Consider the following 24353-nt stretch of genomic DNA (forward strand, 5'->3'; position numbering starts at 1 on the left):
GCTCTTCCGATCTCCGTTCAATTCATTGAGCGCTGGTTCCCGTCCACCAAGCTTTGCTGGGATTGCGGGTCACTGAACGACAATTTGACGCTCAGTGACCGAGAGTGGAGGTGCCCATCGTGCGGCAGGCAGCATGTTCGCGACGTGACCGCTGCATGGAATATCCTGCAAGAGGCGGTTCGTCTTTTACCGGGGAACCCGGAATTAAGCCCCTAACCGGGGTAGAAGCCTCGCTCTTCTAGGGCGGGGTTCAGTTCACATGGTCTAGAGATATGGTCTAGAGTCATAGACTCTATCGTGAGTTGCCTTTAAGGCGACACGTGTGGGTGCGAGGGTAGGGGCGCAGCGTCGGCAATTGGCAAACTTTGTTACACTCAGGGGTTGGAAGTAATGAATCCAAGGAATGAACCTGCCATGAGTCAATCGCCGCTAGATGCTTTTTTCTTAGGTCGAGCCACAGCGACGCTGCTACGCGACCAAGCGCAACATCTGTTTGTTGAACTACTTAGTCAGATTGGGCGGTTTGATGCCGAGCAACAGCAGCGGCTGCATCAGTTTATGCAAGAGGTTCAGGAGCGGGCGCAGCAGGAAGCCCAAGCTGTTTCCCCCCACGCCAGTGAACCTGTGGACTGGCAAGCCCTTGTGGATGATCTGCGGGCAGAAACTGCGGCCTTGCGTACCGAACTGCAACGCTACCGCAACCGTTAGAGGGCTTGAATCCATTCGTGGATGGTATAGTCTGTCCAGACGTGGTGCTGCCAATAGGGATCGGCTTCGATGAGTTGGCGCACCGCCTCTTCACTCTCGGCAGTGTAGATGGCAAAAAAGTAGCGTAAATCTTTGGTGGGGCCGATGGTCACTAGGCTGCCTTGGTCTTTTTGGCGGGCAAGGCCATCTAGGTGGTCTTGGCGATGGGGGGCACGGCGCTCAAGGACATCCTCGCAGTAGTGCCCCCAGACAACAAATTTAGCCATACTAAGCTCTCCTTAGGCTTGCTCTGCCGCTAACCGCGCTAACTGCTCCTGTTGATCGCGGCTAATGCACGATTGAATAATCGTTTCTAGATCCCCTTCGAGGACGGTGCTCAGGGTAAAGTTCTGCCCTAAGCGGTGATCGGTGACGCGATCGTCTTTGTAGTTATAGGTGCGAATTTTTTCGGAGCGATCGCCAGTGCCCACTTGCGATCGTCGCATGGAGGTAATGGCTTCCTGTTGCTCGCGCAGTTTCATTTCGTAAAGCTTGGCGCGCAAAATCTGAAAAGCCCGCTCTTTATTTTTCAGTTGGCTGCGCTCTTCGGTACAAAAAATGCGGATCCCCGTTGGTTTATGGAACAGATCAACCGCTGTTTCCACCTTGTTGACGTTTTGGCCGCCGGCACCGCCCGATCGCGCAGTGGTCAATTCAATATCCTTGGGGTCAATCTCAACCTCCACCTCATCCACTTCTGGCATCACCGCCACCGTTGCCGTAGAGGTATGCACGCGCCCTCCCGCTTCTGTAACGGGCACCCGCTGCACCCGATGCACTCCGGATTCAAACTTCAGTTTGCTATAGACGCGATCGCCCTTGATCTCCAAAATTGCTTCCTTAAAGCCGCCCATTTCTGCCAGCGATTCGCTGACAAGGTTGACTTGCCACCCTTGCGATTTGGCATAGCGGGAGTACATGCGCACTAAATCTCCCGCCCAAATTCCTGCTTCGTCCCCTCCAGCTCCTGCCCGAATTTCCAGCATGATGTTCTTGTCATCATTGGGATCTCGCGGTAGCAGTAGTACCTTGAGCCGCTCCTCCAGCTCGGCAATACGAGCTGTCAGGTCTGCTATCTCTTCTTCCGCCAGTTGCCGTAGCTCTGGTTCATCGCTAGCGTCCTTGAGGAGTTGCCGCGTATCTGCCAACTGTTGATGCAAGGCTTGCCATTCGTGGTAGGCATTCACTGTTTCCTCGAGGGCTGCTCGTGAGCGAGCCACTTTTTGGAACTCAGAGGGGTTGACGGCAACGTCTGGATCTGCCAGACGCCGCGTCAACTCCGTAAAGGTTTGCTCAACGGTACGCAGTTTTTCCAGAAGATAGGCTTCCGCCATAGCTGCTGACCGCCGCCTTAGACTTTACGCGAGTAGTATTCAACCACCAAGAGTTCATTCACTTGTAGAGCCACCCATTCCCGCTCTACAAGGCCATTCACCTTGCCTGTGAGGGTGTTTTTATCTAGTTCCAAGTGGCTGGGTAAGTTGGCAAGGCCAGGATTCTGTAAGTTGGTTTGTACAAGCTGTCGTGAGCGATCGTTATCGCGCACCGTAATCACGTCACCAGGGCGACATTGATAGCTGGGGATGGATACACTGCGACCATTCACCATAATATGCCCATGACTCACCAATTGGCGGGCTGCCGGAATGGTAGGTGCCATGCCAAGGCGAAAAACGGTGTTGTCTAAGCGCATCTCTAATAATTGCAAGAGCGTCTGGCCAGTGGAGCCGCTGACTCGCCGGGCTTTGCGCACATACCGCACCAACTGCCGCTCAGACACGCCGTAGTTAAACCGCAGTTTTTGCTTTTCATCAAGACGCAGCGGGTACTCCGAGCGCTTTTTACGGGCTTGACCGTGCTGACCAGGCGGATAACTGCGCTTAGGGGCTTTACGGGTTAAACCGGCTAATTCACCCAGACGACGAACAATTCTTAGACGAGGGCCACGATATCGAGCCATGCAACTATACCCAACCTACAATGATGACGGTGTCCAACCAGACGAGTTCATAACGTGAGCGCGATCTATGTCGCAAGGGGCGATTAGATCAGCTTTCCTAGCATATCAATAGTCTGGGGGCGATCGCAACCACCATCTGCGGATCAATTGGCTGGCGGCTGATCTGCGGCAGTTTTTGGCCGCAGTGTCTGGTGCCCTGCCTGCAAGGCTTCTAACTTAAATAGGCTGACAAGTGTTCCGGTAATCGGAATCGCCAGAAAGACCCCGACAAAGCCCGCTAGGGTTGCCCCGACAAGCAGGGCTAAAAACAAGATGACCGGATTCAAATTCACCGAGTTTCGCATAATACGGGGCATCAGAATGTTTTCTTCCACCTGTTGGAGCAAAATGCAGCCAACGAGCACCTTAAAACTGAGAGCAAGACCCTTAGGCAGCAAAATCAAAGACACAATCGCAATACCAAGGGTGGCGCCAATTCCCGGAATCAGATCAAAGGCTCCGGCAATGGCAGCAAGGGCAAGGGCATAGGGGGCGCGCAGCAGTAAAAGGATAATAAAAACCGATACACCAAAAAACAGAGAGAGCAAAAAACGCCCCCAAAAGGGCTCTATCGTCCGAGTTATGCTTAATCAATAGCTAAATGCCAGCAAATTAAGCAACGTAACTGAAAATTGTCAAAGTTCCTGAACCCATAACCTGACCGCTTGATCAGCTTCAATTTATTGTTAATACCTTCGACAACACCACTATTTGTGTGATTATCAAAATAGGCGGTGACTTCACCAAACCACCGACAAATTGTTCTTACGCTCTCTTGAAAAGAATCCTGAGCTTGAGCTAACCAATCGAGCAATTGAAAGGTTCCATCTTTCCAATCTTTTGCTGGCTCAAAGATGGCTCTAAACGATTCCTTCTCCTGATGCATTCGAGCCAGACTTGGCACTACTTCTCGAATTTCTTCCAGTTTTGCTTTTTGCTTCTGAGTTAGATTTTCCTCCGGCTTGAGTAAGGCATATTTACTTTGTTTGAGCGCGGCTGCAATCTGGGCTTTCTGGACTTCATTTACCGTCTGTTCATTCGCTTTACAAATACTTTTTCGAGCCTTATCTAATTCCTGATTCACAATTTTCATAACATGAAATCGGTCGGCAACCACCGTAGCATTAGGTAGGAGTTTATGAACCAAACTTTTATAGTTTCCAGACAGGTCAATGCTCACCTCAATAATTTGATTGAGTACTGCTGCTCACCATGTCTCAAGCACTTGCCTCACATCTTCCTGCTTTCGAGAAGGGGCAAGGGGAATTCGCCGCTCTAAATCGACCAAAACGACTATGTAATCTCCTTGTCCTTTACGTAAGGAAATCTCATCTATACCTAATCGTTTTACTGAACTCACATCGATGTGGAGTTTTTTGACTGACATACTGCACTATTGACCATACTTCTTCATCAGTGAGACCATTTGAAATTGCAACATGATGAATGTTGCTGTGCAAAACCTGTTGCACGATTGACTGAGCAAATCGATCCGTTTGCTTGCGACGATTGCCGATGAAATCGAGCGTTTCACTGAATGGCTTACCACAAGTTCGACACTTAAACTGGCGACGATTGATCTTAAGAAATACGGTTCGTCCACTGAWGATTAAATCTCGCACTAGATGCCAATGATTCTGGTGTAAATGACAACTTTTTTGTTGGCAACGTGGGCAAATCGCCTCGGTTGTCTTTGCTTCCACTATAAGAATCAATTCTCCCGCAACATCGGTATAATCTTCAACCTCAATTCCAGGTAGGTTTAGTAGATCAGTTAGAAGTAGCTGCATATCTCAGATTTCGTATAGCATGTTACATTAGCATACCAAGTCCGATAGACCCAGATGCTTTAACCTTCTTTTTGCGGTTAGGCGCACGTTTGCGCCTCAGCTTTTTAGAAGCTTGCTTGATCTTCTGTTGGTTACTGGTTAAGAATTTCGGATTATCGATTATTGTTCCATCCGAACAAGCAATAGCGTGGTGAATACCAAAATCTAAGCCGATAGCACCGGTGCTAGTTTCTCGCTTCGGCTCACAATTTACAGTGATTGAGGCGTACCATTTACCTTGTTTCCAGAGGATTGTACACGTTGTTGGCGTGCCCCAAGTTCTGGCCTTCCCCCTCATCTGGATTGATCCTAAATTAGACAACTCCAGATAGCCGTTAACGCCTGTTGTATGGGCTTTCCATCCGCTAGTAGCTGGATATGTCCATCTACGATAATGCCGCGCGGGCTTAAACGTTGGATAACCACCTAATCCACCCAGAAATCGCTGGAAGGCATAATCAACACGCTTGACTGTTGCTTGTAGAGCCTGTGCGCCTAATTCCTTGTATTCAGGCCAGCAGTCCTTAAAATCTGGTAGGGTATTTTGTTGATCATACGTAACTAATAGACTTACCGAAACGCTGATATTCAGTCTTTCTATGATAAAGGCAGGCGTTATACAGATCTTTGTGGAGTCGTCGCCAATAATGTAGCTTCGACTCTTGAGATTTAGTAGGATACAATCGAAAAGTAGTTCTACGTGTTACTATCATGTCTAATATGCTAGCACTCACCTAACGTCCAATGCAGCCCTCTCTTAGAAAGAGTTCTCACGCTGTTTTTTGTATTCACTTGATGTGCTGAAAAAATACATCAAGCGACAAGAATCTCCGTCTGAATAACTATATTCTGCCCTTGCTTTCATCCCTAGGTTCCGAAGACTTCACCTAGGGACTTCCCGCAAGGAATGTTAAAGAGAAGCTGGTGAGGGGACTTGAACCCCTGACCTACTGATTACAAGTCAGTTGCTCTGCCAACTGAGCTACACCAGCACAATTGTTAAGTCTATCAAAGATAGAGACCGTTTGGGTGACTAGGAGAAGTGCCGTGGCACTTGAGTTTTTATGATGTCCCAGAACCTCTTGCCTTGGTTTGTCCCTGCTGCCGCACTCATCTCGCTGGCTGCAACCACCACTCCCCTCAGCGTCAGCGTCAGTCCTGATCGTGCTGTTTTAGGGGATACCTTTAGTATTGTGGTCACAGCTGCTGAAAAACCCACAGTAGAGGCCGGCGGTAAACCAATGCCCGTCTTTCCTATCGGGCAGCAACAGTGGCGTGCCTTTGTACCGACGACACCGCTACAACCGCCGGGGCGGCGATCGCTAATTGTGCGGGCGGGCGGTGAAACCCGAAATATGCTGTTGTGGGTTGGCAATCGCTCCTTTCCGGTGCAGCGGATTTGGCTGCCCCCCGGCAAAGACTCCCAAGGCACCGATGCCGAGTTTGATCGGGTGGATGCCTTCAAAGCCCTAGTAACCCTCGAAAAACTCTGGACAGGTGCCTTTGTTCGTCCCAACAGTGGTCCGGTGACGACCCCCTACGGTGTCCGCCGCTACTATAACGGTGTGTTTGCCCAAGACTATTTCCATCGGGGGTTAGACTATGCTGGACCGCGAGGCTCCGCCGTCAAAGCTGCGCAGCGCGGGCGGGTTGCCCTAGTGGGTCGAGAAGCCCAGGGCTTTTTAATTCATGGCAATACCGTTGGCATTGATCATGGTCAAGGTGTTCTCACCATCTACTTACACCTCGATGACATTCGCGTTCAAGAGGGGCAAGTGGTGGAAGCAGGTCAAGTGATTGGGACGGTCGGCAACACAGGCGCATCCACCGGCCCCCATTTGCACTGGGGACTTTACGTGAATGGCGAATGTGTCGATCCCCGCCCATGGATGGCATACGCTTGGCTGTAAGTCCATGGGAGAATCTGAAAAGTCAAGCTATACTCACCAGTAGATGTTTGCTTGGGAGCAATTGCGCTTATGTCTGACGAACCAACCTCTACGGAAACGGTTGATACAACACCAACCTCTGAACCGTCCGAATCTGTTGCTGCTAGCCCCGAAGAGGTAACCGAAGCAGCAAAGGCGCTGATGGCCGCCTTGCAGCGATTTGCAGCAGCCCAGTTGAAAGCGTTGCCAGCGGATGTACAAAAAGCACTGGAAGCCGCAATGGCCGACCTCAAAGCAAATGCTGATACGGTGTCTGTCCACGTCAAAGACTTTGAAGAGCGGCTCAAAGCAGCGTGGGAGGTGCTAACGGCCAAAAAAGAACTMCCCGCCGGTGATGGCGACAGCTAACCCGCTGCTGCTGCCCCTCAATGCTGCGCTGTGGCAAGAAACGCTGCATTGGCAGCCCAGCGATCGCCAACAGGAACAGTTTCAGCGTTTTTATGGTGCAGTTTTAAGGGCGAATCAGTCAATTAACCTCACCCGTATTACCACCGCAACAGATTTTTGGGAAAAGCACCTCTGGGACTCTCTCAGGGGAATTGCCCCGTGGCTACTGCCAAGGTCGTCTCCGTGGGGCGCCTCGATCCAGCGGGTGGTTGATATTGGCAGCGGCGGCGGCTTTCCGGGGGTGCCCGTGGCGATCGCCCGTCCCGATTGGCAGATTACCTTACTGGAGGCCACCCAAAAAAAGGTAAGATTTCTAGAATCGCTACCACAGCAGCTAGGGTTGAGCAACCTCAGATCCGAGTGGGGGCGCGCCGAAGCGCATCAATTCACCTACGACTTAGCGATGATTCGCGCGGTGGGAGACTTAGCTCGTTGCTGTCAGTACGGCCTACCACGGCTGCGTCCGGGGGGTATTCTCATCCTTTATCGTGGGCAATGGACAGCTCCTGAAGTCAACACCTTAAAGGCACTCCTGCCCCGCTATCACAGCCAACTCTTAGACGTGCAGGACTTTGTCACCCCCCTTAGCCACGCTCAGCGCCATTGCCTATACCTCCAGCGAACCTAGAACCGTTCGGCGAAGGACAATGCGCTCAATTTCTCAGTTTCTCAATTTGAGACTAGGGACTTGATGAACGGCGCTTCCACCATTCAAAGCTGCGCTTCCACTCCCGCGATCGCGGCGCTAATTCCTGAGCGGTTGCCGCTACATGGCTAAAGACCTGTTCAATCATTGGCAGCGGCACGTGATCGTCCGCTTCAAAAATAATGGCTAACCGTCGCCCTCCCTGTAGGCGCATTAGGTATAGCTCTTGGTGCAGGGGGCGAGGGGTTTGATGATAAAACACTTCCCCACGAACCCGCCGCCCTAAAATGCGGCGTTCAACCCGTCCGGGGGCAGCAGACAGGGGGCCGTCCACTTCAGTAAACCGCAACCAACTGCGCAGTTCCTGATCCGATAGGCCTCCGAGGACATCACTCATGGGAGGCAAGCTAATTAAGCTCACCATTAGCTCGTGCTCACCGGGCACTGAGTTGGCCGGATAGACCACCGCCACGCCATTTTCCCCCATTGCGGTTGGTGCTGAAAAACTCACGGGGGTTTCAAAGGAGACCCCCATAAGGGCGTAGCGTTGAGGAGTAGGCGCGACGGCTTGTAAAGTTACTTCGCTGGCAACACTGATGGCCGGCGGGATTATGCTCACAAAGGCAAGGCTACAACCAAGGGGGATTAGATAACGCATAGACTTCTCTGCTTCTCTCGATTAGGAGGGGGAGGACGATTGGTACTGTTGGCGGTAGGCAAGGTACAGGGCTTCCAAAAAGGCCTCGGCACTGAGTTGACTGGTATCCAGCGAGAGCGGGTTCTCAGATGGTAGCAATAAGGGTTCTAGGTGTTGCCGCAGTTCACTAGCCGCTTGGTAGCGACCTACTGGGCTGAGTTGATCTCGAGAATTGAGGAAGTTTCGCAGCATTAGATAGTGCTCAGGGGTCATGTGTTCCCAGCGGGCAGTGTGCCGCAACGAGGCAACCCACGCCGTTGTTTCGGCATTCACGGCTGGAGCCAGTGGTGCTAGGCGGGTTGCTTGCTCATCCTGAATGACGAGTGTGCCTGCCACCATATCCCCCAGCCGTTTTTCTGATCGCGTTAACGCAATAAGGAGCGCTCCTATGCCAAAAAAAGCAACATCAATGGACTGTAGCAGACTGCGCAAGGTGGCCTCTTTAATACCAATCGGACGGCCATTCTCTTGGACAACGCGGATTTCCGCATAGCGTTTGCCGGGGGTTTGTCCCTGCCAGTAGGATTCAAAAAAGATGTAGTAGCCGTTATAGAGGGCAAAGATCACCAAAAGGTAAAGCCCTAAGCTCCATGCCTCAAGATGTTGGTCGCTGTTGGGGGCAACCTCAATTAGCCAAGGATAGATGGCATAGATGTAGATGTAAGCTGCCAGCAGAGAAAAGAGCACCAGAGCGCTATAGAGAATGACTTGGTCAATGAGCCAAGCAAGGGCACGACTGCCAATCCCCGCTAGGGCAAAGTCAAGTTCAATACTTTCGGGAGTGCGTAAGGTCACTCGCCGTAGCCACCGCATGGGGTTTGCGGCTTCCGGGCGCACTTGAAAGGCAGCACCTTCGTTACGGATTCGCAGATCCCAGTACATGACCGCTTTAATGCCTTGCCAGAGCGGAAGTAACAATACCCCCACAAATAACCCCGCAATGGGGATAATCACCAAGCTATTAATAATGCTGGCCACAATATTGGCGGGAATGACCAACACAGACGCAATGAAAAAAACGGTGAGGGTATGCCATGTCTGCCCTTGGGTTAACTGCCAACTCCGCTGCAGCGATCGCCTTGGTGTTGTGCCCGGCTCTAGGGCAAGGACAACATCCACAAGGGAGAGGCGGGCACTGACGTAGGAAATGACTAGGAGGGCAAGTAGTAATACCAGCAGCCCACCAAGGGCAGCGCTCATCAACAGAAACCCCCGTGCGGCATCGGACAGGCTGTCGGTGTCAATGAGTTGGATGAGTGGCCAGATCCCTAGGTATAGGACGTAGGCGATCGCCGCCAAAATGGCATAGACAACCGCTAAAATCAGGCCAACCAAGAGGGTTGCCAGCAAATAGTGCGCCATCTTGGGGAAAATGGCTGCGCGGGCTTCGGTTTCTGACTCCTCAAGGGCTGCTAACACCGTGTACATCCGCCGGGAAATAAGGGCACCGCTAGCCATGAAGCGGGTCCAGCCAAACAGATAGATAGGCAGGGCGGTGAGAACACCAGTCCCCACTAGGATTAAAAATCCCCCAGCACCGTTGAAGGCCGCAAGGGTAAACCCAGCAAGGGCGATCGCCACCAGCAAAACGATAATGGCCGCAATCGTCAATAGAAAAAACCATGCATGGGCAAAGAGGCTCAGCAGAAAGTAGCGATTACCTTGGTGGCGATAAATTTCCAGCGCCACAGTGGTGATATTGCCACTGGAGAGGGACTGGGCTGGCCGCCCACGGCGATTAAACCCAAACATGCGATACCCAAACCATCCCTTCCATCATGGCACCAGCTGCTCCCTTAACTGCCCAAGAGGAAGGCCACTAAAAATAACCCGTAGAGGACACCAAACTTGAAAGCATTCAACACTTCACCAAAAAGCGTTTGGCGTAATTTCCAGCGATCGCTATAAAACAGAGCACTGATCACCTCTGCTGCGATCGCCACTAAAGAAGAGGCAACAATATCTAAGTAGCCCACTTGCCCCGCCGTTGAGGAAATGGCTAACCCCAAAAAGATGCCAAAGAGGATCGCAATGACTAACGTAGCCAAACGCCGCCACGGGTTTTTTAGCTGATCTTGAATCTGCGTCCCCAGACGATCCAGCAGAGTGTTTAAGCGGGTTTGCTGCATATGTTCAGGGCCGGCAAAGCTTGCTAGAGTGTGAGCACGGAGTGGATGCTTGTCAGTATATGCTAAGTCGTGTTGCCGATGCCGTCTATTGGCTCAACCGCTACATTGAGCGGGCGGAAAATATTGCCCGGTTTGTGGATGTCAACCTGAATATGCTCCTCGACCTGCCAACGAACCCAGGCGGACAGTGGGAACCACTGGTGTTGACTACCGGCGACTTACCCTTTTTTCAGGAGCACTACGGCGCCCCTACCGCTGATAATGTCATCCATTTTCTGACCTTTGATGCCAGCTACCCTAACTCCATTGTCTCCTGCATTCGAGCGGCGCGGGAAAATGCTACCTCGATTCGCGAAGTTATCTCCTCGGAAATGTGGCAACAGGTCAACGCCTTTTACACCCTAGTGCGCGAAGCAGCCCAAGCCCCTGAACAGGTGGAGATAGCTAGATTTCTGGAGCGCGTGAAACAGGCCAGTCACCTGTTTGCTGGGGTGATGGATAGTACCATGAGCCACAATGAAGCTTGGCATTTTGGCCAAATGGGACGGCTATTAGAGCGTGCCGATAAAACCTCCCGTATTCTAGATGTCAAATATTACCTGCTGTTGCCATCAGTGGAGGATGTTGGCAGCCCCATCGACGAGTTAGGTTGGATTGCCCTCCTGAAATCTGCCAGTGCCTACGAAATGTACCGCAAACGTGGCCTACACCGCATTACCCCTGCGGGGGTCGCAGAGTTTTTGATTTTGGATGCCGAATTTCCGCGGGCAATTCGCTTCTGCCTCTTACAGGTGGAAAAGTCCCTCTACAAAATTACGGGCACCCCCCTTGGGAGTTGGCATAACCGCGTTGAGCGCCACCTTGGACGCTTGCGATCTCAGTTGGACTACCTCACCATTGAAGAGATCATTCGCCAAGGCATGCACGAGTTTTTAGATAGTTTGCAGCAGCACATGAATGAAGTGGACGCAGAGATTTTTCAAACCTTTTTTACCTTGGAGCCGATCAAGGCTCGCTAAGGGTGTGTTGGGGCTTGGCCTGCTGTGCATCCTCATGGGCTGTCAGGATCTACAGGGGTTTGTGCCGCCACCGGTGAACCAAGGGGCAGGATTTAACAGTACCGCTGCGGATGAAGCCCCTTCCCTGAGTGCCGATGGGCGCTATTTGGCCTTTGGCAGCGATCGCCAAGGGCAGCGGAACCTCTACCTGTACGATTTACAGGAGCGCCGTTTTGTGGATCTTCCGAACCTCAATCGCCCGAACTCCAGCCAAGAGCAACCCAGCCTCAGTGCCAATGGTCGCTTTATTGCTTATATTTCCACCGAACGGGGGCGACCCGATGTCTTTGTCTACGATCGCCAGACCCAGCGGCCTCAGCTTCTAAGCCAAGCTGTGCGGGGGATTTGTCGGCACCCAAGCATCAGTGGCGATGGCCGCTATGTTGCCTATCAAACCAGTGAGCGGGGGCAATGGAACATTGAAATTTACGATCGCGGCAGCCCCTAGGACGATCGCGAGGCCTGATGTTGTTTGAGGTACTGGCGACCATTCTGAATCACGGCCAGCATCTCCTTAAATTGACGCTCCATTTCCCCTAGGGTGCGTTCGGCATAGGTATCTGCTTCCTGCTGCCGCTCTTGACACTCGTGGCGGGTCATTTGCCGTAGATGCGCCAGTTCTTTTTCCGTATTTTGCCGGAGTAAATTCATCTCTTCGATCGCCCGCTGTCGCATTAGCTCGACCTCCTGCTGGACTTGCTGGCGAATTTTTTGCGCCTCTAATTCCGCCTGTTGGCGAATCCGCAGTTCATCGGCAATTTGGGCAGCGCGTTGTTCGGCATGGCGAATGATCTCCTGTGCCCGCTGCTGGGCTTGCTTGAGCAGATCATCCCGCTGGTTGAGGATGCGCTGTGCCAAGGCCACGGATTCAGGAATTGCCTGCTCAATCTGAGCCAGATGGGTGAGGAGTTGCTCTTCGTCAATGAGTTTTCGTCCAGTGAAGGGGATTTTTGTCCCTTCCAGAATCAGGAGTTCTTCCAATCGTTGCAACTGCTGTAGCAGGAGGAGGGGAGCCGAACCGGTTACACTCTCCGGTAGCTCTGTCATGCCGGTGGTTGTGGAGATGTAATCAGTGTTTGAGTAAAGCATTCTTCTAAGTCCTTAGCAACGGTTGCTGGAACAAGATGACGAACATTACCACCAAATCGGGCAATTTCTTTCACTAGGCTACTACTTAAGAAACTATACTCATTTGATGTCGTGAGGAACACGGTTTCAATCTCCGGCCATAGGCTTTTGTTGGTGTGAGACATTTGTAACTCATACTCGAAATCTGAGAGCACTCGCAGGCCGCGCAGGAGTACCTTGGCCTGTTGCGATCGCGCATACTCAACGGTCAGGCCATCGAAGGTATCGACCCGCACATTGACCAGATGAGCGGTTGCGGCACGAATTTGGGCAATCCGTTGCTCAACACTAAAAAGAGCTTTCTTTTGGGGATTGTGGGCGATCGCCACGATCACCTCCGCAAACAAACGAGTACCCCGCTCAATAATATCAAGGTGACCGAAGGTAATTGGGTCAAAGCTTCCGGGGTAAACAGCAACCATGGCGTGGCTCCAGTTCTTTCAGCAACAGTCAAAGGATGACAATGGCTAGATTGTACCGAGTTGATGCTGGAATCTCTGCACAATGGGGGCGCGCCATAAAAAAATATAAATTTAAGAATAACGACTTCAGCGAGGTCGCTCATGTCAGAGGTGACTTTGGCGCAAGTCCACCAAGCACTACAACGCTACTGGGGCTACACCGCTTTGCGATCGCCTCAGGGGGAGGTGATCAGTGCACTGCTAGAGCGGCGAGATGTGGTGGTCGTGCTGCCGACTGGTGCAGGCAAGAGTCTGTGCTTTCAGCTCCCAGCATTGCTCCAGGAAGGGATCACCCTTGTGATTTCTCCGTTGCTGGCTCTTATGGAAAACCAAGTGGCAGACCTGCGGCAGCGGGGTCTGAAGGCAGCGGCCTACCACAGCGAGTTATCGACCTACCAGCGACGGCAGGTGTTACGGCAGGTTGAGCAGCAGCAGCTGCGGTTACTCTATCTTTCGCCGGAGTCCCTCTTTAGTCCGGCAGTGTGGCAGTGCCTGTGTGCCCCGACCCTGCGGTTGAACGGCTTCATTGTAGATGAAGCCCATTGCCTAGTTCAGTGGGGCGATCGCTTTCGCCCAAGCTATCGGCGCTTAGGCACCGTTCGGCCGGAAATTGCCCGCCTCAAACCCGAGCACCCCCGTATTGGCCTTGCGGCTTTTACCGCCACCGCCGATCCCAGCAGCCAGCGCGTCCTCATCGAGGTTTTGGGCTTAGACACGCCAGCGCAGATCCGGCACAGCCCCTACCGCCCCAATCTGCACCTGCGGGTACACAGCGTCTGGAGTCGAGGGTACCGCCGCCACTGTTTACGCCACTTTGTCCAGCAGCAGGGGCGCACCTCAGGTTTGATCTATGCCCGCACCCGCCGCGACACAGAAACCCTCGCAGCATGGTTGCAGCACCACGGATATACCACCGCCGCTTACCATGGTGGCCTGCCCGCACCGGAGCGTCGCCGCATTGAAACCGCTTGGCTGCAGGGCACCCTACCCTTTGTGATCTGCACCAGTGCCTTTGGTATGGGGGTGAACAAACCGGATGTGCGCTGGATTTGCCACTATCAACCTCCCCTACAACTCAGTGAATACCTCCAAGAAGTGGGGCGCGCCGGTCGTGATGGCCAACCGGCAGTGGCACTGACCTTGGTGAGCGATCGCTGGGGACTAGATCGCGACGATCAGCAACGGTGGCAGTTTTTCGAGCGCCAGAGCCAAGACATTCAGCGGCAGGCCATGGCACAAGCCACAAAACTTCCTCGCCAAGGCAACCTGAATGCGCTGCGATCAACCGTTGCCAATTTGGAGCTGACCCTTGCCTTGCTCCACCAACAGGGGGCACTCCAGTGGCAGGATCCGTTTCATTTCCAACTGCGGCAAATTGCCCCCAGTGTTGTGCCCCCCAACCGCGAGGATCCTGAAAGCCGCCGTATGCAGGAGTTTCTTAGGTATAAAGGCTGTCGTTGGCAGTTCCTACTGCGCGCCTTTGGATTTACCCAAGAAGCCCAAACCTGCCGCTGTGGCCACTGCGATCGCTGCAATAGCTAGCCCCACCTGTCCTCTTGTAAATTCCCGTAAATTGACGGATTCCCCTTCGCGCTAGGTTGTGTACACTGGCACATATGCGTTAGCAGTCATCCACAGGCAAACGGTGGGGGTTCGGGGCATGGGGCTACTGCAAGTTGAGCAAATTCGCGAAACACTGCAAGAGGTATTGTCCGAGCATTCGGTGATTGTGCAAGTCAATCAGTTTCGCAACCAACTGAATATCATCCTCAACAAACCGCCGGGAACCATCGCCCACTATGCGGCCTTAGTGGACTTGCTCAAGTCGCGCTTAGGGCAGTTTCACCTCGACGACATTGACCGCATTAAAATTATTGGCCGCATCCAAGGGTCGCCCAAATCCGACTGGGAAGAGGTGATTGATCTGCGTCCCACGCCGCTGGTATCCCAACCCACCTATGCATCCTCAGCCCCTTGGGTGGTGGCGATCGCCGCTGGCGTTGTCAGCCTCCTCGTGATTTTTAGCTACCACATGGGACAATGGCAGCAGCAGCAGCGAATGCAGTCATTAATCGGCACAGCGTCCTCTCGTCAAACTGTCACGTTGGCGGACTACAAGTGGCACATCGAGGGAGGGGCACCCTTCTTAGTTGGTGTCCTCAAAAATTACAGCGAAGACAGTTTTCGCCTTGTCCAAGCTGATTTTGAACTGTTTGACAAGGGAGGGCAGCGCGTGGGGCAAGTCTCTGTTCAGGTCTATGGTTTAGGCCCAGAGGAGACGTGGCATTTCCGTGAACCCGTGGGTAACCTACAGGCCGTGCGGGCACGGCTGCTAAAGCTGCAGTCGTTTCTCTAGCAGGGAATCATGACGGATCTCAAAGCCTTAATTTTTGATGTTGATGGTACCTTGGCAGATACCGAGCGGGATGGTCACCGCCTTGCCTTTAACAAAGCCTTTGCCGCTGCTGGGCTTGACTGGGAGTGGGATATCCCCCTCTACGGCCAACTGCTAACGGTTGCTGGCGGCAAGGAGCGGATGAAGTACTACCTGGATCGTTTTCGCCCCGATTGGCCGCGCCCCCAAAATCTTGATGCCCTGATTGCCGATCTCCATAAAGCCAAGACCCGCTACTATACCGAGCTACTTGCTCAGGGCGCGATTCCCCTAAGGCCGGGAGTGAAACGATTACTGACCGAAGCCCGTGAAGCGGGATTACGGCTGGCGATCGCCACCACCACCACCCCCGCCAACGTCACAGCTCTGCTGCAAAATGCCCTTGCGAGCGATGGCGTAGAGTGGTTTGAACTTATTGCGGCTGGGGATATGGTACCCGCCAAAAAACCCGCACCGGATATTTATTTGTATGCCCTAGAGCACATGCGCTTGTCTCCCCAAGAGTGCCTTGCCTTTGAAGACTCTGCCAACGGTATCCAAGCAGCGGCGGCGAGCGATCTGGCCACCATCATTACCATCACCGACTACACCAAGGATCACGATTTTCGTGCCGCTGCCCTTGTGTTGGACTGTCTCGGAGAGCCAGACTACCCCTTCCGCGTACTGAAGGGCGAAGTAGGCTGGACCACCTTTGTCGATGTTGCCCTGTTGCGATCGCTCCACCGTCAATGGCTCACTATGCCAGCCACCAGCCGTCTGTGATCTAAGTTTCCAGAGCGTTCTACAGTAGAATTAGCCAGTTATTTGGACTGCTATGTACACGATTGATTTAATTCTGCGCCATGTCCCCATGCCCGTTGGCGTTGAACGCAAAGACACAACTGCTGCGGAAGCACTGTATCAGACCGTTTGTCAGGCCATGGCCAGCGGTACGCCCACGGTGCTAGAGCTGACCTGCGATCGCCAAGTTGGCAAAAAACTCACCGTGCTCACCACCGATATTGTGGCAGTGCAACTAGCTGATAAGAATGCCTCTACCGCCGTCAGCAGTCGCGGTGGCTTCTTTGCTCAGTTAGTCCAACCGCAAAGCACCTAAAAACCTTTGACAAAAAATTAACCTTTCTTTATCGAGTATGAGCGAAAAAAACTGTCCGCTTGCGGCGGGGATGGATAGCGAACCAATAACCCTGCTTAGAGCCTGCGCAAATACACGGTACGATGTAACGCATGGAAAAAGCGTTTAACGACCGCTTCTACCCAACTGCCGAACAGGAATCCCTGCTGCGGAAAACAGTAGGTTGTGTCCGGTTGGTCTATAACCGAGCTTTGGCGACACGAACGGAAGCGTGGCGTGAACGTCAGGAGAGGATTGACTATCTTCAAACCTCTGCCCTCCTTACCGCATGGAAAACGCAAGATGACCTCCAATTTCTCAATGAGGTGAGTTCTGTTCCCCTTCAGCAAAGCTTGAGGCATCTGCAAGCTGCCTACGATAACTTCTTTGCCGGTCGGGCAAGCTACCCCAACTTCAAAAAGAAACGGAATGGGGGTAGTGCAACGTTTACCAAGTCTGCGTTTAAGTGAAAAGATGGCAAGATATTTCTGGCAAAGTGTTCAGAACCATTGAATATTAGATGGTCTAGACAATTGCCAGAGGGTGTTGAGCCATCCACAGTGACCATTCGGCTGACCCCTGCTGGACAGTGGTACATCAGCATCCGGTTTGACGACCCCAGAGACTTGAGCCTTCAGCCTGTTCAACAATCAGTTGGACTGGATGCTGGGATTAACAGCCTTGTTACCCTGAGTACGGGTGAAAAGGTTGCCAATCCTAAGCACTTTAACCGCCATTACAAGCGGCTCCGTCAGGCTCAGAAGGATTTGAGTCGCAAACAGCAAGGGTCTCGCAATCGAGAGAAAGCCAGACGGAAGGTAGCTAGAGTCCACCAACGCATTTCTAACGCTAGAAATGATCATTTGCACAAGTTGACGACGCGGCTGATTCGTGTTCGCGTAGCGTGCGTGAAGCGCATGAACCAAACGATTGCCGTTGAGTCGTTGGCGGTGAAGAATATGGTCAAAAACCGCACACGTGCCCGTGCCATCAGTGATGCTGGCTGGGGTGAACTGGTGCGGCAGTTGGCGTACAAAGCCCAGTGGTACGGTCAAACACTGGTGCAGATTGACCGCTGGTTTCCCAGTTCTAAACGCTGTGGAACGTGTGGTCACATTGTTGGGCGGTTGCCGTTGAGTATCCGGGAATGGGAGTGTCCTGAGTGTGGGGCACACCATGACCGCGAGGTGAATGCGGCGCGAAACATTTTGGCCGTGGGACACACGGTGACTGTCTGTGGAGCGGGTGTAAGACCTGATAGGCATACGTCTAAAGGGCAACTGCGAAACGCCAGCAATGGAAAGAAGCAGAAACCTAAGTCGTGAGGCTTAGGAATTCCCGCTGCTTGCGGCGGGAAGGATGTCAACAATTGTGATGATTTGTCGCTAGGATACAAAAGATCACAGAGTCGTGCGGCTGCATCTGGAACTTGCTTGTTTCCATGCAGTGGTCTAGGGGAACGTTCAGCGAATCCTCCCCGTCTAAGCATTGGAGCATCTGTGGTGTGTTGTACCTCCTTGAGGGTGTTTTATGGTTACTATGCGGCGTTTCCTTCCGGCGTTAGTGCTGCTCAGTTGTGCAGTTAGCGTTGCCATGCCTGCCCTTGTCCATGCCCAAGTGAACCAAGGGTTTACCTTTACCTGGGGCGACGGGCCGAGCGGACGGCAGCAATTGCAGTACCATCTGGAGAATGGCACACCGGGGTTTATGGGCGATCGCTACTGGCTACGCCTTGGGCAGCAAAAGGTTGCCATCAACCGCATCAATATCACCTACCCCGATTACTACAGTGGCATCATCGATCCCAGCGGTATTGAAGTTAGGATTGGCGGCAATCGCAGTAATAACTTTTTCCAGTTTCGCCGCGATCCCGGCAAAAAAATTGAACTTGCCGAGGTGTCTCTTGATCGCGATAACCGAGTCATTGATATTGTGCCTGCGGAAGTTATTCCTGCCGGTACAACGGTTCAAGTCATTCTCAACAATGTGCGCAACCCTAACAATGGCGGGATGTACTACTTCAACGCCCGCATTGGCTCACCGGGGGATATTCCGTTGATGCGCTACATCGGGACTTGGGTGCTGAGTATTGCCCGCAATTAACCCCGCCCTGACAATTTGCGAACTGGTAGGCTATGGCGATGATTACCGGGGCGATCGCCCTAGGTCTTTATCTTTACTCAAGGCGAGGGCGTGCCACCCTCGCCAGCTCGTTCCTTGAAACCCACCTGCCTCAGCAGTTTTCTATGATTCTGTTCACTGGCTGTGTCAATGTTTAACGTGTTCCATCCCCCTCAGCCTCACATTTCACCCATTTTGACCCCCCTGATGTATTGGGTGGCGGGTGATTTAGTCTTGCAACGCTACTTTCGCGCTATTGACGTGGACGGACAACACCATATCCCTCGATCTGGGCCGGTTATCTTAGCCCCGACCCATCGTTCTCGTTGGGATGCCTTGATTGTTCCCTATGTTGCTGGGCGACGGGTAATGGGGCGAGATTTATACTTTATGGTGTCTCACGATGAGATGCTTGGGCTCCAAGGCTGGGTCATTGGCCAATGCGGTGGTTTTCCAGTGAATACCCAAGCGCCAGCCGTCAGCGCACTACGCACTGGGGTTGAACTCTTGTTGCAAGGGCAGGCACTCGTTGTTTTCCCAGAGGGCAATATTTTCCGTACCCCTCAGATTCAGCCCCTCAAGCCCGGTCTGGCTCGTCTAGCGTTCCAAGCCGCTCAGCGATGCACTGCTGTGACCATTGTCCCCATTTTGCTGACCTACAGCCAGCCCTATCCTCGCTGGAGTAGCCACGTCAACGTAGTCATTGGCGCCCCTTTAACCACGGCAAACTATCCCCTAGATCAACCGAAATTATCGGCACAACAGTTGACGGCGGATTTGTTTGCTGCGTTACAACGCCTACAGCATCCGCAGCGCCACCTCTGCTCCGTCTAGCAATCCCATAACCCTATACAACCCTATACAACAGTGTCGGATTGTATCTTTTCTTCCATATTCCGAGCGGTAAAGGAGAGTTTGTGGCAAGATAGGAGTCGTAGCTAGTGATACATTCATAACCTAGGAGCAACAACCTATGAGCCTAAAACTTGGGGATGTCGTACCGAACTTTACTCAAGCCTCCTCAATGGGGGAGATTAACTTCTACGATTGGGCGGGTGATAGCTGGGTTGTTTTGTTTTCGCACCCTGCAGATTACACCCCCGTCTGTACGACGGAACTGGGTGAGGTGGCACGGTTGCGCTCAGAGTTTGAGAAACGCAATGTGAAAACGCTTGCCCTGAGCGTTGATAGTGTTGAATCTCACTTGGGTTGGATCAAGGATATTGAAGAGGTCAATAACGTTAAGGTTGATTACCCGATCTTGGCAGACGAAGATAAAAAAGTCTCCGAGCTGTACGACATGATCCATCCTAACTCCCTCAACAACTTAACGGTGCGCACCGTTTTTATCATTGATCCCCAGAAAAAACTGCGCTTAACCCTCACCTATCCCGCGAGTACTGGCCGCAACTTTGCTGAAATTCTGCGGGTGATTGACTCACTGCAACTCACCGACAATTACAGTGTGGCAACCCCAGTGAATTGGCAAGACGGGCAGGAGTGTGTGATTGTGCCCTCAATCAACGATGAAGAAGCCAAGGAAAAATTTCCCAAGGGCTTCAATACTGTTAAGCCTTATTTGCGGCTGACTCCTCAGCCCAATAAATAGAGATAAAGGCGTTGCTGAATAGACGTATGATGTTCGGGTTTGAGTCTTTTGTCGCCCTCACCCTAGCCCTCTCGCAAAGGAGAGGGAACAAGACTCTTAGCTCCCTTCTCCCCAAGGAGACGGGTTGGGGATGAGGGAAACTCATAGCCACATTCAGCAATACTGAGATAAATAGAGGATCTAGGAATCTCACGACACTGTTAGCGGCACCCTACAACCCTGTGGGGTGCTTTTTTGATCTGCGCAGGAGCCTAAGCCTCATGCCCCAAAACACGAAACACCTGCTGTTGGGTAAAGAGTTCTACTAGGTCGGCATTAATTTTGAACTCGTCGGCTTCTTGACGCAAAATGCTTAAAGCGGTTTCAACGGGTAAGCTTTTTTTGTAGGGGCGATCGCTAGCGGTGAGGGCATCATAGATATCGGCGATCGCCAACATTTGGGTTTGTAACGGAATGTCTGCTGCTCCAATTCCCCGCGGATAGCCGCCGCCATCGAGCCGTTCATGGTGGCCATAGGCAATAATTGGCACGTTTTTGAGGTGCTGGGTCCAAGGAATGCGTGACAAAAACTCATAGGTATGGGTGACGTGAGACTCAATCATCTGTCGCTCCGCTTGGGTCAAGCTGCCACGGCGCACCAGTAATTGTTCAAGTTCCGAGGCCGTAATCAGGGGGTACAGCTGGCCATCAATCCCCTTGTAGTAGAACTGGGTCATGTCCTGAAGGCGGGCAAGGGGTTCCTCGTCAAGCACTCGCGGTTCATTGGCCTGTTCGAGGGTATGCCAGTAAGATTCTAGGAGGTGCAGGCGCTGCTGTAATTCGCTGTCGAGGTGCCGGAAAAATGCACAGTGATCACAGGGATGCTCGCCGCTGTGGGGCGTGTGAGGATGCGAGATCAGATAGTTCACCTTTGCTTGAGCTGTTTCCATTTCCAAGGTGCGGCGAACCAAGGCAAATCGCTGCCGCATGACTTCAAGGTGTTCTGGAAAAATTTTCTTTTGTTTATTGAGGATCGCTTCGGGAACGCCTATCTTGCCAAAATCGTGGAGTAGCGCAGCGTAGCGAATTTCCTGAAGTTGGCGATCGCTAAAATAGCACTCCCGAAAGACCCCGTGGGTGGTTGCATTTGTGATTTCTGCTAGGCGCACGGTTAGTGCTGCTACGCGCTCTGAATGGCCTGCTGTCGTTGGATCTCGGGCTTCAATTGCCTGTACTGAGGCAGTCACAAAGCCTTCAAATAACTGTTCAATACTTTTAAGAAGATGGTTGCGCTCAATAATCACCGCAGCTTGACTGGCCAGTGCCCGGACAATATGTTCTTCCCATGGGCTGTAAGGCTGAGTGAGGTCTCGGGCAGTCGCAGGGGTTAAAATAGCGTTCTGCTGGCGTTTACGATTAATGAGCTGCAAAACCCCAATCACTTGGCCACTGATATTCTGCATCGGCACCACCAGAACCGAACAGGTGCGGTAGTTAAAGGACTCATCAAAAAAACGATTAAACTGGTAGGTTTCACTGCCTGACAGGGCATACACATCAGCAATATTCAGCGACTCTGCCTTCAGGGCGGCATAGCCCACCAAGCTTTGGGCTGTCAGAGGAACGGTGTACTGCTGGACATGGTCAGGGAGGACTACACTGTCATTTTGTGCCGCCTTGAATTCTAAGACCGCTGGCTCTGCCTCTGCCTTCACCAGAAAAATAGTGCCCGCATCACTGAAGGTTATCTCACGGCTTTTCGTAAGAATCAAATGCAATAACTCGTCTAAGGATTCTGTGGCTGAGAGGGCAAGCCCAATCTCCAATAGTTGATCTACAAGTTGCTGAGTGTTTTTACCTAACGTTTCACGTTCAAAGGGCGTGGTAATCATTGGCAAAGGCTCGTTAGCTACAACCCGCCGAGAAGCCCCGCACTCTATGCGCTAGCATGAGTTCGGCAGTATGTCACGACTGAGGCCATTATAGCTGCCCCACCTCAGTATCGTTATAGTGAAGTACATAGTGAAGTACTTTAATGCGACACTCGCTGAAACAATCTGCAGATGAACCGCTCAATTGCTTGTTGCCGTTGTGACTGACAAACGGCGTTGCTGAATAGACGTATGACTTTCAGGTTTGAGTCTTTTGCCGCCCTCACCCTAGACCTTTCCTGAAGGAGAGGGAACAAGACTCTTAGCTCCCGTCTCCTTGGGGAGAAGGATTGGGGATGAGGGCAATTCATAACTACATTCAGCAACACCCGACAAACGACCACATCTAGTCACACTGAATCATTAGCCGCCCTTTTTTTAGCTCGTACGCTCACTTGGCACGGCACGTTCTGATAGGGTTCATTGAAGTCAAACCAAGTTAGGCAGTACGGCGTTTTCAGACTTAGTTAGACGGATCCCTTTGCTGAAAAACCTCAAGCCAATGGCGTAACTTTTCAGCAGCCAATTCCCGGCCACCAAAACCAAACGCAATGGCAATAGCGACTGCTATGGAACCCATCAACAAACCAAAGGCTAGGTTAATAATATTTGGCGCAATTCCCATCTGTTGTAAAGACATCGCTGCCACCAAAATAATGATGGAGATGCGTGCAGCTTGGGCAAGAATGAGGCCACTACGTCCGCCGGTGTGCCGAATCACATTAAAGGCAAGATTAGCAAAATAGAGGCCAATCGCAAAAACCACTAACCCAGCAATGACCTGCCCCAACATACGCATCAGATCAGTTACAATCTGTGTCAGCTCGACAAAGCCAAGTACATTAGTGGCTGCTACAGCCGCAAAGAGCATGATGCCAACCAAGGCTACCACCCCAACAAATTGGGAGGGGGTATAGGTCACCGTAGCCGAACTCTCTGGCGTGTCGGGAGCTGCCTCAGACCCAGCTGACCCTGCAACAGCGATGGGTAACCCCAACCACTGAAAAACATTGTCAAATCCTAGGCTTGTTAAAAAGTTAGTGACGAGAGATTGAACAAATTGACCCACAAGAAAGGCAATAATCAAAATTACGATAGCGGCAAAGATCTGGGGCACCGCAGCCAAAATTTGATTCAGCATATTGACTGCTGGAACTGTAATTGCCCGAATTTCTAAGGCTTCCAAAGCTGCAATCGCAGTTGGAATTAAAATCAAAACATAGGCCACAATTCCTAAGAGTCCCGAAATGGAATACTGACTTCCTTGGAGGGGGAGGCGGCGCACCAAGCGATCAGCACCAGCAGCGGCTAAAAGATTAGTCACTAAACCTTTGACAACCCGAGCAATCAACCAACCCACACCTGCAATGATGATTGCCTTGAGAACCTTAGGCAACGCAGAGAGCAATTCATCTAGCAAGTTCTGGATGGGTGCAAGCGGACCTTCTAGATTCAAAACGCCTAAAATAGTTGGCAAGAAAAATAAAAAGACAAACCAATAGAGCACGTTACCTAGAGTACGGCTGAGCTTAAAGACGTTCTCTGGAGGAGTTGCCGCTGTAGTTGTTGTTTCTGTTAGCTTTTGATCTAGGTTTAGGGACTCAGCCAGACGAATCACAATAGTTTTAACAATGGTAGCAATGATCCAAGCCAAAATGCTAAGGCCAATAGCGGCACCAATCCGAGGTAAAAATCCCGTAACTTCTTCTAAGAACTTATTGAGAGGGCGAGAAACTTCGGTGAGATTGAGGGCATTGAGAGCAGCAATAATTGCCAAGAGCATGATCACCCAAAAGGTAATCCTGCTGATCCACACTTCAATTGGAATGGTAGGCCTCTCGTGTGCTTCGCCACTCACCCACTCTGTTAGGCGATTATCAAGACCAGTGCGATTCAGCAGTTGTTTAACCCCCGTTGCGACTAAGGTTGCAATCAGCCAGCCTAAAATTAAAAGGGCGATCGCGCCAATCAATTGGCTTAAAAGCAGCCCCAGATCATCAGGAATCAGACGATCAACAAGACTAGTTTCCTGTCTCATATCTGTTGGAAATTGAGCCGGCAATCTGACAATAAAATTAATACAACTTGAACAGCTTGCATAGATCATAATCAGTTCTCCATACTTTAGTCAGGTCGTAAAAACACTAACTCACTACAATAGCAAAAAATTAAAA

Annotated in this window: 30 protein-coding genes, 1 tRNA gene and 1 pseudogene; 17 read left to right on the forward strand and 15 right to left on the reverse strand. The window is 51.8% G+C overall.

What is annotated here, in order from left to right; genetic code table 11:
• The first annotated feature begins 9 nt into the window (after positions 1–9).
• Both L5220_RS05440 and L5220_RS05445 read left to right on the forward strand, forming a co-directional pair.
• Positions 10–216, forward strand: a complete 207-nt coding sequence (locus L5220_RS05440) for a zinc ribbon domain-containing protein (RefSeq protein ID WP_499572281.1) — start codon at positions 10–12, stop codon at positions 214–216.
• A 198-nt stretch (positions 217–414) separates the two neighbouring features.
• Complete coding sequence (locus L5220_RS05445) at positions 415–708, forward strand: DUF6825 family protein (protein ID WP_198406200.1); 294 nt, start codon at positions 415–417, stop codon at positions 706–708.
• On the opposite strand, the gene L5220_RS05450 is transcribed toward L5220_RS05445, so the two are convergent.
• The 8 genes and pseudogenes from L5220_RS05450 to L5220_RS05485 form a co-directional block, all read right to left on the reverse strand.
• On the reverse strand, positions 705–974 hold the full coding sequence (locus tag L5220_RS05450) for a YciI family protein (protein ID WP_499572198.1): 270 nt from the start codon (positions 972–974) through the stop codon (positions 705–707). The genes L5220_RS05445 and L5220_RS05450 overlap by 4 nt on opposite strands.
• Before the next feature lie 12 nt (positions 975–986).
• Complete coding sequence (gene prfA, locus L5220_RS05455) at positions 987–2081, reverse strand: peptide chain release factor 1 (protein ID WP_448515313.1); 1095 nt, start codon at positions 2079–2081, stop codon at positions 987–989.
• Positions 2082–2098: 17 nt separating this feature from the next.
• Positions 2099–2707 (reverse strand): 30S ribosomal protein S4, encoded by a 609-nt coding sequence (rpsD, locus tag L5220_RS05460; protein WP_499572200.1) that lies wholly within the window; start codon positions 2705–2707, stop codon positions 2099–2101.
• A 143-nt stretch (positions 2708–2850) separates the two neighbouring features.
• A complete protein-coding gene (locus L5220_RS05465; RefSeq protein ID WP_499572283.1) occupies positions 2851–3330 on the reverse strand; it encodes an AI-2E family transporter in 480 nt (159 codons plus the stop codon).
• Positions 3331–3332: 2 nt separating this feature from the next.
• Positions 3333–4536 (reverse strand): annotated as a pseudogene (locus tag L5220_RS05470) (ISL3 family transposase).
• Positions 4537–4558: 22 nt separating this feature from the next.
• Complete coding sequence (locus L5220_RS05475) at positions 4559–5200, reverse strand: RNA-guided endonuclease InsQ/TnpB family protein (protein ID WP_499572285.1); 642 nt, start codon at positions 5198–5200, stop codon at positions 4559–4561.
• Positions 5127–5288, reverse strand: coding sequence for a helix-turn-helix domain-containing protein (locus tag L5220_RS05480; RefSeq protein ID WP_499572202.1), 162 nt, complete (start codon positions 5286–5288; stop codon positions 5127–5129). Before L5220_RS05480 ends, L5220_RS05475 begins: the two co-directional genes overlap by 74 nt.
• Before the next feature lie 206 nt (positions 5289–5494).
• Positions 5495–5567: transfer RNA gene (locus L5220_RS05485), tRNA-Thr, on the reverse strand.
• A gap of 72 nt (positions 5568–5639) precedes the next feature.
• Between L5220_RS05485 and L5220_RS05490 the strand changes: the two genes are divergently transcribed.
• The 3 genes from L5220_RS05490 to rsmG all read left to right on the forward strand — a co-directional run bounded on the left by L5220_RS05490 (position 5640) and on the right by rsmG (position 7539).
• Entirely contained in the window at positions 5640–6485 is an 846-nt protein-coding gene (locus L5220_RS05490; protein WP_499572204.1) for a M23 family metallopeptidase, read from the forward strand.
• Positions 6486–6554: 69 nt separating this feature from the next.
• Entirely contained in the window at positions 6555–6872 is a 318-nt protein-coding gene (locus L5220_RS05495; RefSeq protein ID WP_099799337.1) for a hypothetical protein, read from the forward strand.
• Positions 6859–7539, forward strand: coding sequence for a 16S rRNA (guanine(527)-N(7))-methyltransferase RsmG (gene rsmG, locus L5220_RS05500; RefSeq protein ID WP_499572206.1), 681 nt, complete (start codon positions 6859–6861; stop codon positions 7537–7539). Before L5220_RS05495 ends, rsmG begins: the two co-directional genes overlap by 14 nt.
• 52 nt (positions 7540–7591) lie before the next feature.
• Here rsmG and L5220_RS05505 read toward each other — a convergent pair whose 3' ends face one another.
• The 3 genes from L5220_RS05505 to L5220_RS05515 are packed head-to-tail and all read right to left on the reverse strand — an operon-like array spanning position 7592 to position 10383.
• A complete protein-coding gene (locus L5220_RS05505; RefSeq protein ID WP_448527830.1) occupies positions 7592–8215 on the reverse strand; it encodes a hypothetical protein in 624 nt (207 codons plus the stop codon).
• Between the two features lie 21 nt (positions 8216–8236).
• The gene (locus tag L5220_RS05510; protein WP_499572208.1) at positions 8237–10006 is read right to left on the reverse strand and encodes an RDD family protein; all 1770 of its coding nucleotides are present in this window, start codon (positions 10004–10006) and stop codon (positions 8237–8239) included.
• A gap of 44 nt (positions 10007–10050) precedes the next feature.
• Entirely contained in the window at positions 10051–10383 is a 333-nt protein-coding gene (locus L5220_RS05515) for a DUF565 domain-containing protein (protein WP_448513657.1), read from the reverse strand.
• A 59-nt stretch (positions 10384–10442) separates the two neighbouring features.
• On the opposite strand from L5220_RS05515, the gene L5220_RS05520 reads away from it, so the two are divergent.
• Positions 10443–11402, forward strand: a complete 960-nt coding sequence (locus tag L5220_RS05520; protein ID WP_198406006.1) for an alpha-E domain-containing protein — start codon at positions 10443–10445, stop codon at positions 11400–11402.
• Between the two features lie 4 nt (positions 11403–11406).
• A complete protein-coding gene (locus tag L5220_RS05525; RefSeq protein ID WP_227517365.1) occupies positions 11407–11889 on the forward strand; it encodes a TolB-like translocation protein in 483 nt (160 codons plus the stop codon).
• Here L5220_RS05525 and L5220_RS05530 read toward each other — a convergent pair.
• Together L5220_RS05530 and coaD are read right to left on the reverse strand one after the other, a co-directional pair.
• A complete protein-coding gene (locus L5220_RS05530; protein WP_499572211.1) occupies positions 11886–12530 on the reverse strand; it encodes a F0F1 ATP synthase subunit B in 645 nt (214 codons plus the stop codon). The genes L5220_RS05525 and L5220_RS05530 overlap by 4 nt on opposite strands.
• The gene (gene coaD, locus L5220_RS05535; RefSeq protein ID WP_448525969.1) at positions 12485–12991 is read right to left on the reverse strand and encodes a pantetheine-phosphate adenylyltransferase; all 507 of its coding nucleotides are present in this window, start codon (positions 12989–12991) and stop codon (positions 12485–12487) included. The genes L5220_RS05530 and coaD overlap by 46 nt, the downstream gene beginning before the upstream one ends.
• 141 nt (positions 12992–13132) lie before the next feature.
• Here coaD and L5220_RS05540 point away from each other — a divergent pair, with 141 nt between their 5' ends.
• The 10 genes from L5220_RS05540 (at position 13133) to L5220_RS05585 (ending at position 20269) form a co-directional block, all read left to right on the forward strand.
• Positions 13133–14572, forward strand: a complete 1440-nt coding sequence (locus tag L5220_RS05540) for a RecQ family ATP-dependent DNA helicase (RefSeq protein ID WP_499572213.1) — start codon at positions 13133–13135, stop codon at positions 14570–14572.
• 118 nt (positions 14573–14690) lie between these two features.
• Positions 14691–15386, forward strand: coding sequence for an FxLYD domain-containing protein (locus L5220_RS05545; RefSeq protein ID WP_499572215.1), 696 nt, complete (start codon positions 14691–14693; stop codon positions 15384–15386).
• Positions 15387–15395: 9 nt separating this feature from the next.
• Positions 15396–16187 (forward strand): HAD family hydrolase, encoded by a 792-nt coding sequence (locus L5220_RS05550; RefSeq protein WP_099799328.1) that lies wholly within the window; start codon positions 15396–15398, stop codon positions 16185–16187.
• A gap of 52 nt (positions 16188–16239) precedes the next feature.
• Entirely contained in the window at positions 16240–16521 is a 282-nt protein-coding gene (locus L5220_RS05555; RefSeq protein WP_448527823.1) for a UPF0367 protein family, read from the forward strand.
• 131 nt (positions 16522–16652) lie between these two features.
• The gene (locus L5220_RS05560) at positions 16653–17009 is read left to right on the forward strand and encodes an RNA-guided endonuclease InsQ/TnpB family protein (RefSeq protein WP_499572217.1); all 357 of its coding nucleotides are present in this window, start codon (positions 16653–16655) and stop codon (positions 17007–17009) included.
• 12 nt (positions 17010–17021) lie between these two features.
• On the forward strand, positions 17022–17864 hold the full coding sequence (locus L5220_RS05565) for an RNA-guided endonuclease InsQ/TnpB family protein (RefSeq protein WP_499572287.1): 843 nt from the start codon (positions 17022–17024) through the stop codon (positions 17862–17864).
• 214 nt (positions 17865–18078) lie between these two features.
• On the forward strand, positions 18079–18642 hold the full coding sequence (locus L5220_RS05570) for a DUF2808 domain-containing protein (protein WP_099799922.1): 564 nt from the start codon (positions 18079–18081) through the stop codon (positions 18640–18642).
• A gap of 32 nt (positions 18643–18674) precedes the next feature.
• Entirely contained in the window at positions 18675–18818 is a 144-nt protein-coding gene (locus L5220_RS05575) for a hypothetical protein (protein ID WP_499572220.1), read from the forward strand.
• A complete protein-coding gene (locus L5220_RS05580; RefSeq protein ID WP_499572222.1) occupies positions 18811–19494 on the forward strand; it encodes a lysophospholipid acyltransferase family protein in 684 nt (227 codons plus the stop codon). Before L5220_RS05575 ends, L5220_RS05580 begins: the two co-directional genes overlap by 8 nt.
• A gap of 139 nt (positions 19495–19633) precedes the next feature.
• Positions 19634–20269, forward strand: coding sequence for a peroxiredoxin (locus L5220_RS05585; protein ID WP_099799325.1), 636 nt, complete (start codon positions 19634–19636; stop codon positions 20267–20269).
• A gap of 251 nt (positions 20270–20520) precedes the next feature.
• Here L5220_RS05585 and L5220_RS05590 read toward each other — a convergent pair whose 3' ends face one another.
• Together L5220_RS05590 and L5220_RS05595 are read right to left on the reverse strand one after the other, a co-directional pair.
• On the reverse strand, positions 20521–22140 hold the full coding sequence (locus L5220_RS05590; protein WP_448526576.1) for an HD domain-containing phosphohydrolase: 1620 nt from the start codon (positions 22138–22140) through the stop codon (positions 20521–20523).
• Positions 22141–22642: 502 nt separating this feature from the next.
• A complete protein-coding gene (locus tag L5220_RS05595; protein WP_499572224.1) occupies positions 22643–24217 on the reverse strand; it encodes a mechanosensitive ion channel in 1575 nt (524 codons plus the stop codon).
• Between the last annotated feature and the right edge of the window lie 136 nt (positions 24218–24353).

Origin of the sequence: Synechococcus sp. PCC 6716, assembly GCF_022570815.1 — a bacterium.
Lineage (GTDB): Bacteria > Cyanobacteriota > Cyanobacteriia > Thermosynechococcales > Thermosynechococcaceae > Thermosynechococcus > Thermosynechococcus lividus.

Excerpts from the sequence above, each read along its gene's own strand:
- L5220_RS05510 (WP_499572208.1), bottom strand. The coding sequence starts at position 10,006 with ATGTTTGGGTTTAATCGCCGTGGGCGGCCAGCCCAGTCCCTCTCCAGT.
- L5220_RS05590 (WP_448526576.1), bottom strand. The coding sequence starts at position 22,140 with ATGATTACCACGCCCTTTGAACGTGAAACGTTAGGTAAAAACACTCAG.
- L5220_RS05480 (WP_499572202.1), bottom strand. The coding sequence starts at position 5,288 with ATGATAGTAACACGTAGAACTACTTTTCGATTGTATCCTACTAAATCT.
- L5220_RS05550 (WP_099799328.1), top strand. The coding sequence starts at position 15,396 with ATGACGGATCTCAAAGCCTTAATTTTTGATGTTGATGGTACCTTGGCA.
- L5220_RS05505 (WP_448527830.1), bottom strand. The coding sequence starts at position 8,215 with ATGCGTTATCTAATCCCCCTTGGTTGTAGCCTTGCCTTTGTGAGCATA.
- L5220_RS05570 (WP_099799922.1), top strand. The coding sequence starts at position 18,079 with ATGCGGCGTTTCCTTCCGGCGTTAGTGCTGCTCAGTTGTGCAGTTAGC.
- L5220_RS05560 (WP_499572217.1), top strand. The coding sequence starts at position 16,653 with ATGGAAAAAGCGTTTAACGACCGCTTCTACCCAACTGCCGAACAGGAA.
- prfA (WP_448515313.1), bottom strand. The coding sequence starts at position 2,081 with ATGGCGGAAGCCTATCTTCTGGAAAAACTGCGTACCGTTGAGCAAACC.
- L5220_RS05595 (WP_499572224.1), bottom strand. The coding sequence starts at position 24,217 with ATGAGACAGGAAACTAGTCTTGTTGATCGTCTGATTCCTGATGATCTG.
- L5220_RS05490 (WP_499572204.1), top strand. The coding sequence starts at position 5,640 with ATGATGTCCCAGAACCTCTTGCCTTGGTTTGTCCCTGCTGCCGCACTC.
- L5220_RS05580 (WP_499572222.1), top strand. The coding sequence starts at position 18,811 with ATGTTTAACGTGTTCCATCCCCCTCAGCCTCACATTTCACCCATTTTG.
- L5220_RS05520 (WP_198406006.1), top strand. The coding sequence starts at position 10,443 with ATGCTAAGTCGTGTTGCCGATGCCGTCTATTGGCTCAACCGCTACATT.
- L5220_RS05575 (WP_499572220.1), top strand. The coding sequence starts at position 18,675 with ATGGCGATGATTACCGGGGCGATCGCCCTAGGTCTTTATCTTTACTCA.
- L5220_RS05540 (WP_499572213.1), top strand. The coding sequence starts at position 13,133 with ATGTCAGAGGTGACTTTGGCGCAAGTCCACCAAGCACTACAACGCTAC.
- coaD (WP_448525969.1), bottom strand. The coding sequence starts at position 12,991 with ATGGTTGCTGTTTACCCCGGAAGCTTTGACCCAATTACCTTCGGTCAC.
- L5220_RS05585 (WP_099799325.1), top strand. The coding sequence starts at position 19,634 with ATGAGCCTAAAACTTGGGGATGTCGTACCGAACTTTACTCAAGCCTCC.
- L5220_RS05450 (WP_499572198.1), bottom strand. The coding sequence starts at position 974 with ATGGCTAAATTTGTTGTCTGGGGGCACTACTGCGAGGATGTCCTTGAG.
- L5220_RS05555 (WP_448527823.1), top strand. The coding sequence starts at position 16,240 with ATGTACACGATTGATTTAATTCTGCGCCATGTCCCCATGCCCGTTGGC.
- L5220_RS05445 (WP_198406200.1), top strand. The coding sequence starts at position 415 with ATGAGTCAATCGCCGCTAGATGCTTTTTTCTTAGGTCGAGCCACAGCG.
- L5220_RS05530 (WP_499572211.1), bottom strand. The coding sequence starts at position 12,530 with ATGCTTTACTCAAACACTGATTACATCTCCACAACCACCGGCATGACA.
- L5220_RS05545 (WP_499572215.1), top strand. The coding sequence starts at position 14,691 with ATGGGGCTACTGCAAGTTGAGCAAATTCGCGAAACACTGCAAGAGGTA.
- L5220_RS05515 (WP_448513657.1), bottom strand. The coding sequence starts at position 10,383 with ATGCAGCAAACCCGCTTAAACACTCTGCTGGATCGTCTGGGGACGCAG.
- rsmG (WP_499572206.1), top strand. The coding sequence starts at position 6,859 with ATGGCGACAGCTAACCCGCTGCTGCTGCCCCTCAATGCTGCGCTGTGG.
- rpsD (WP_499572200.1), bottom strand. The coding sequence starts at position 2,707 with ATGGCTCGATATCGTGGCCCTCGTCTAAGAATTGTTCGTCGTCTGGGT.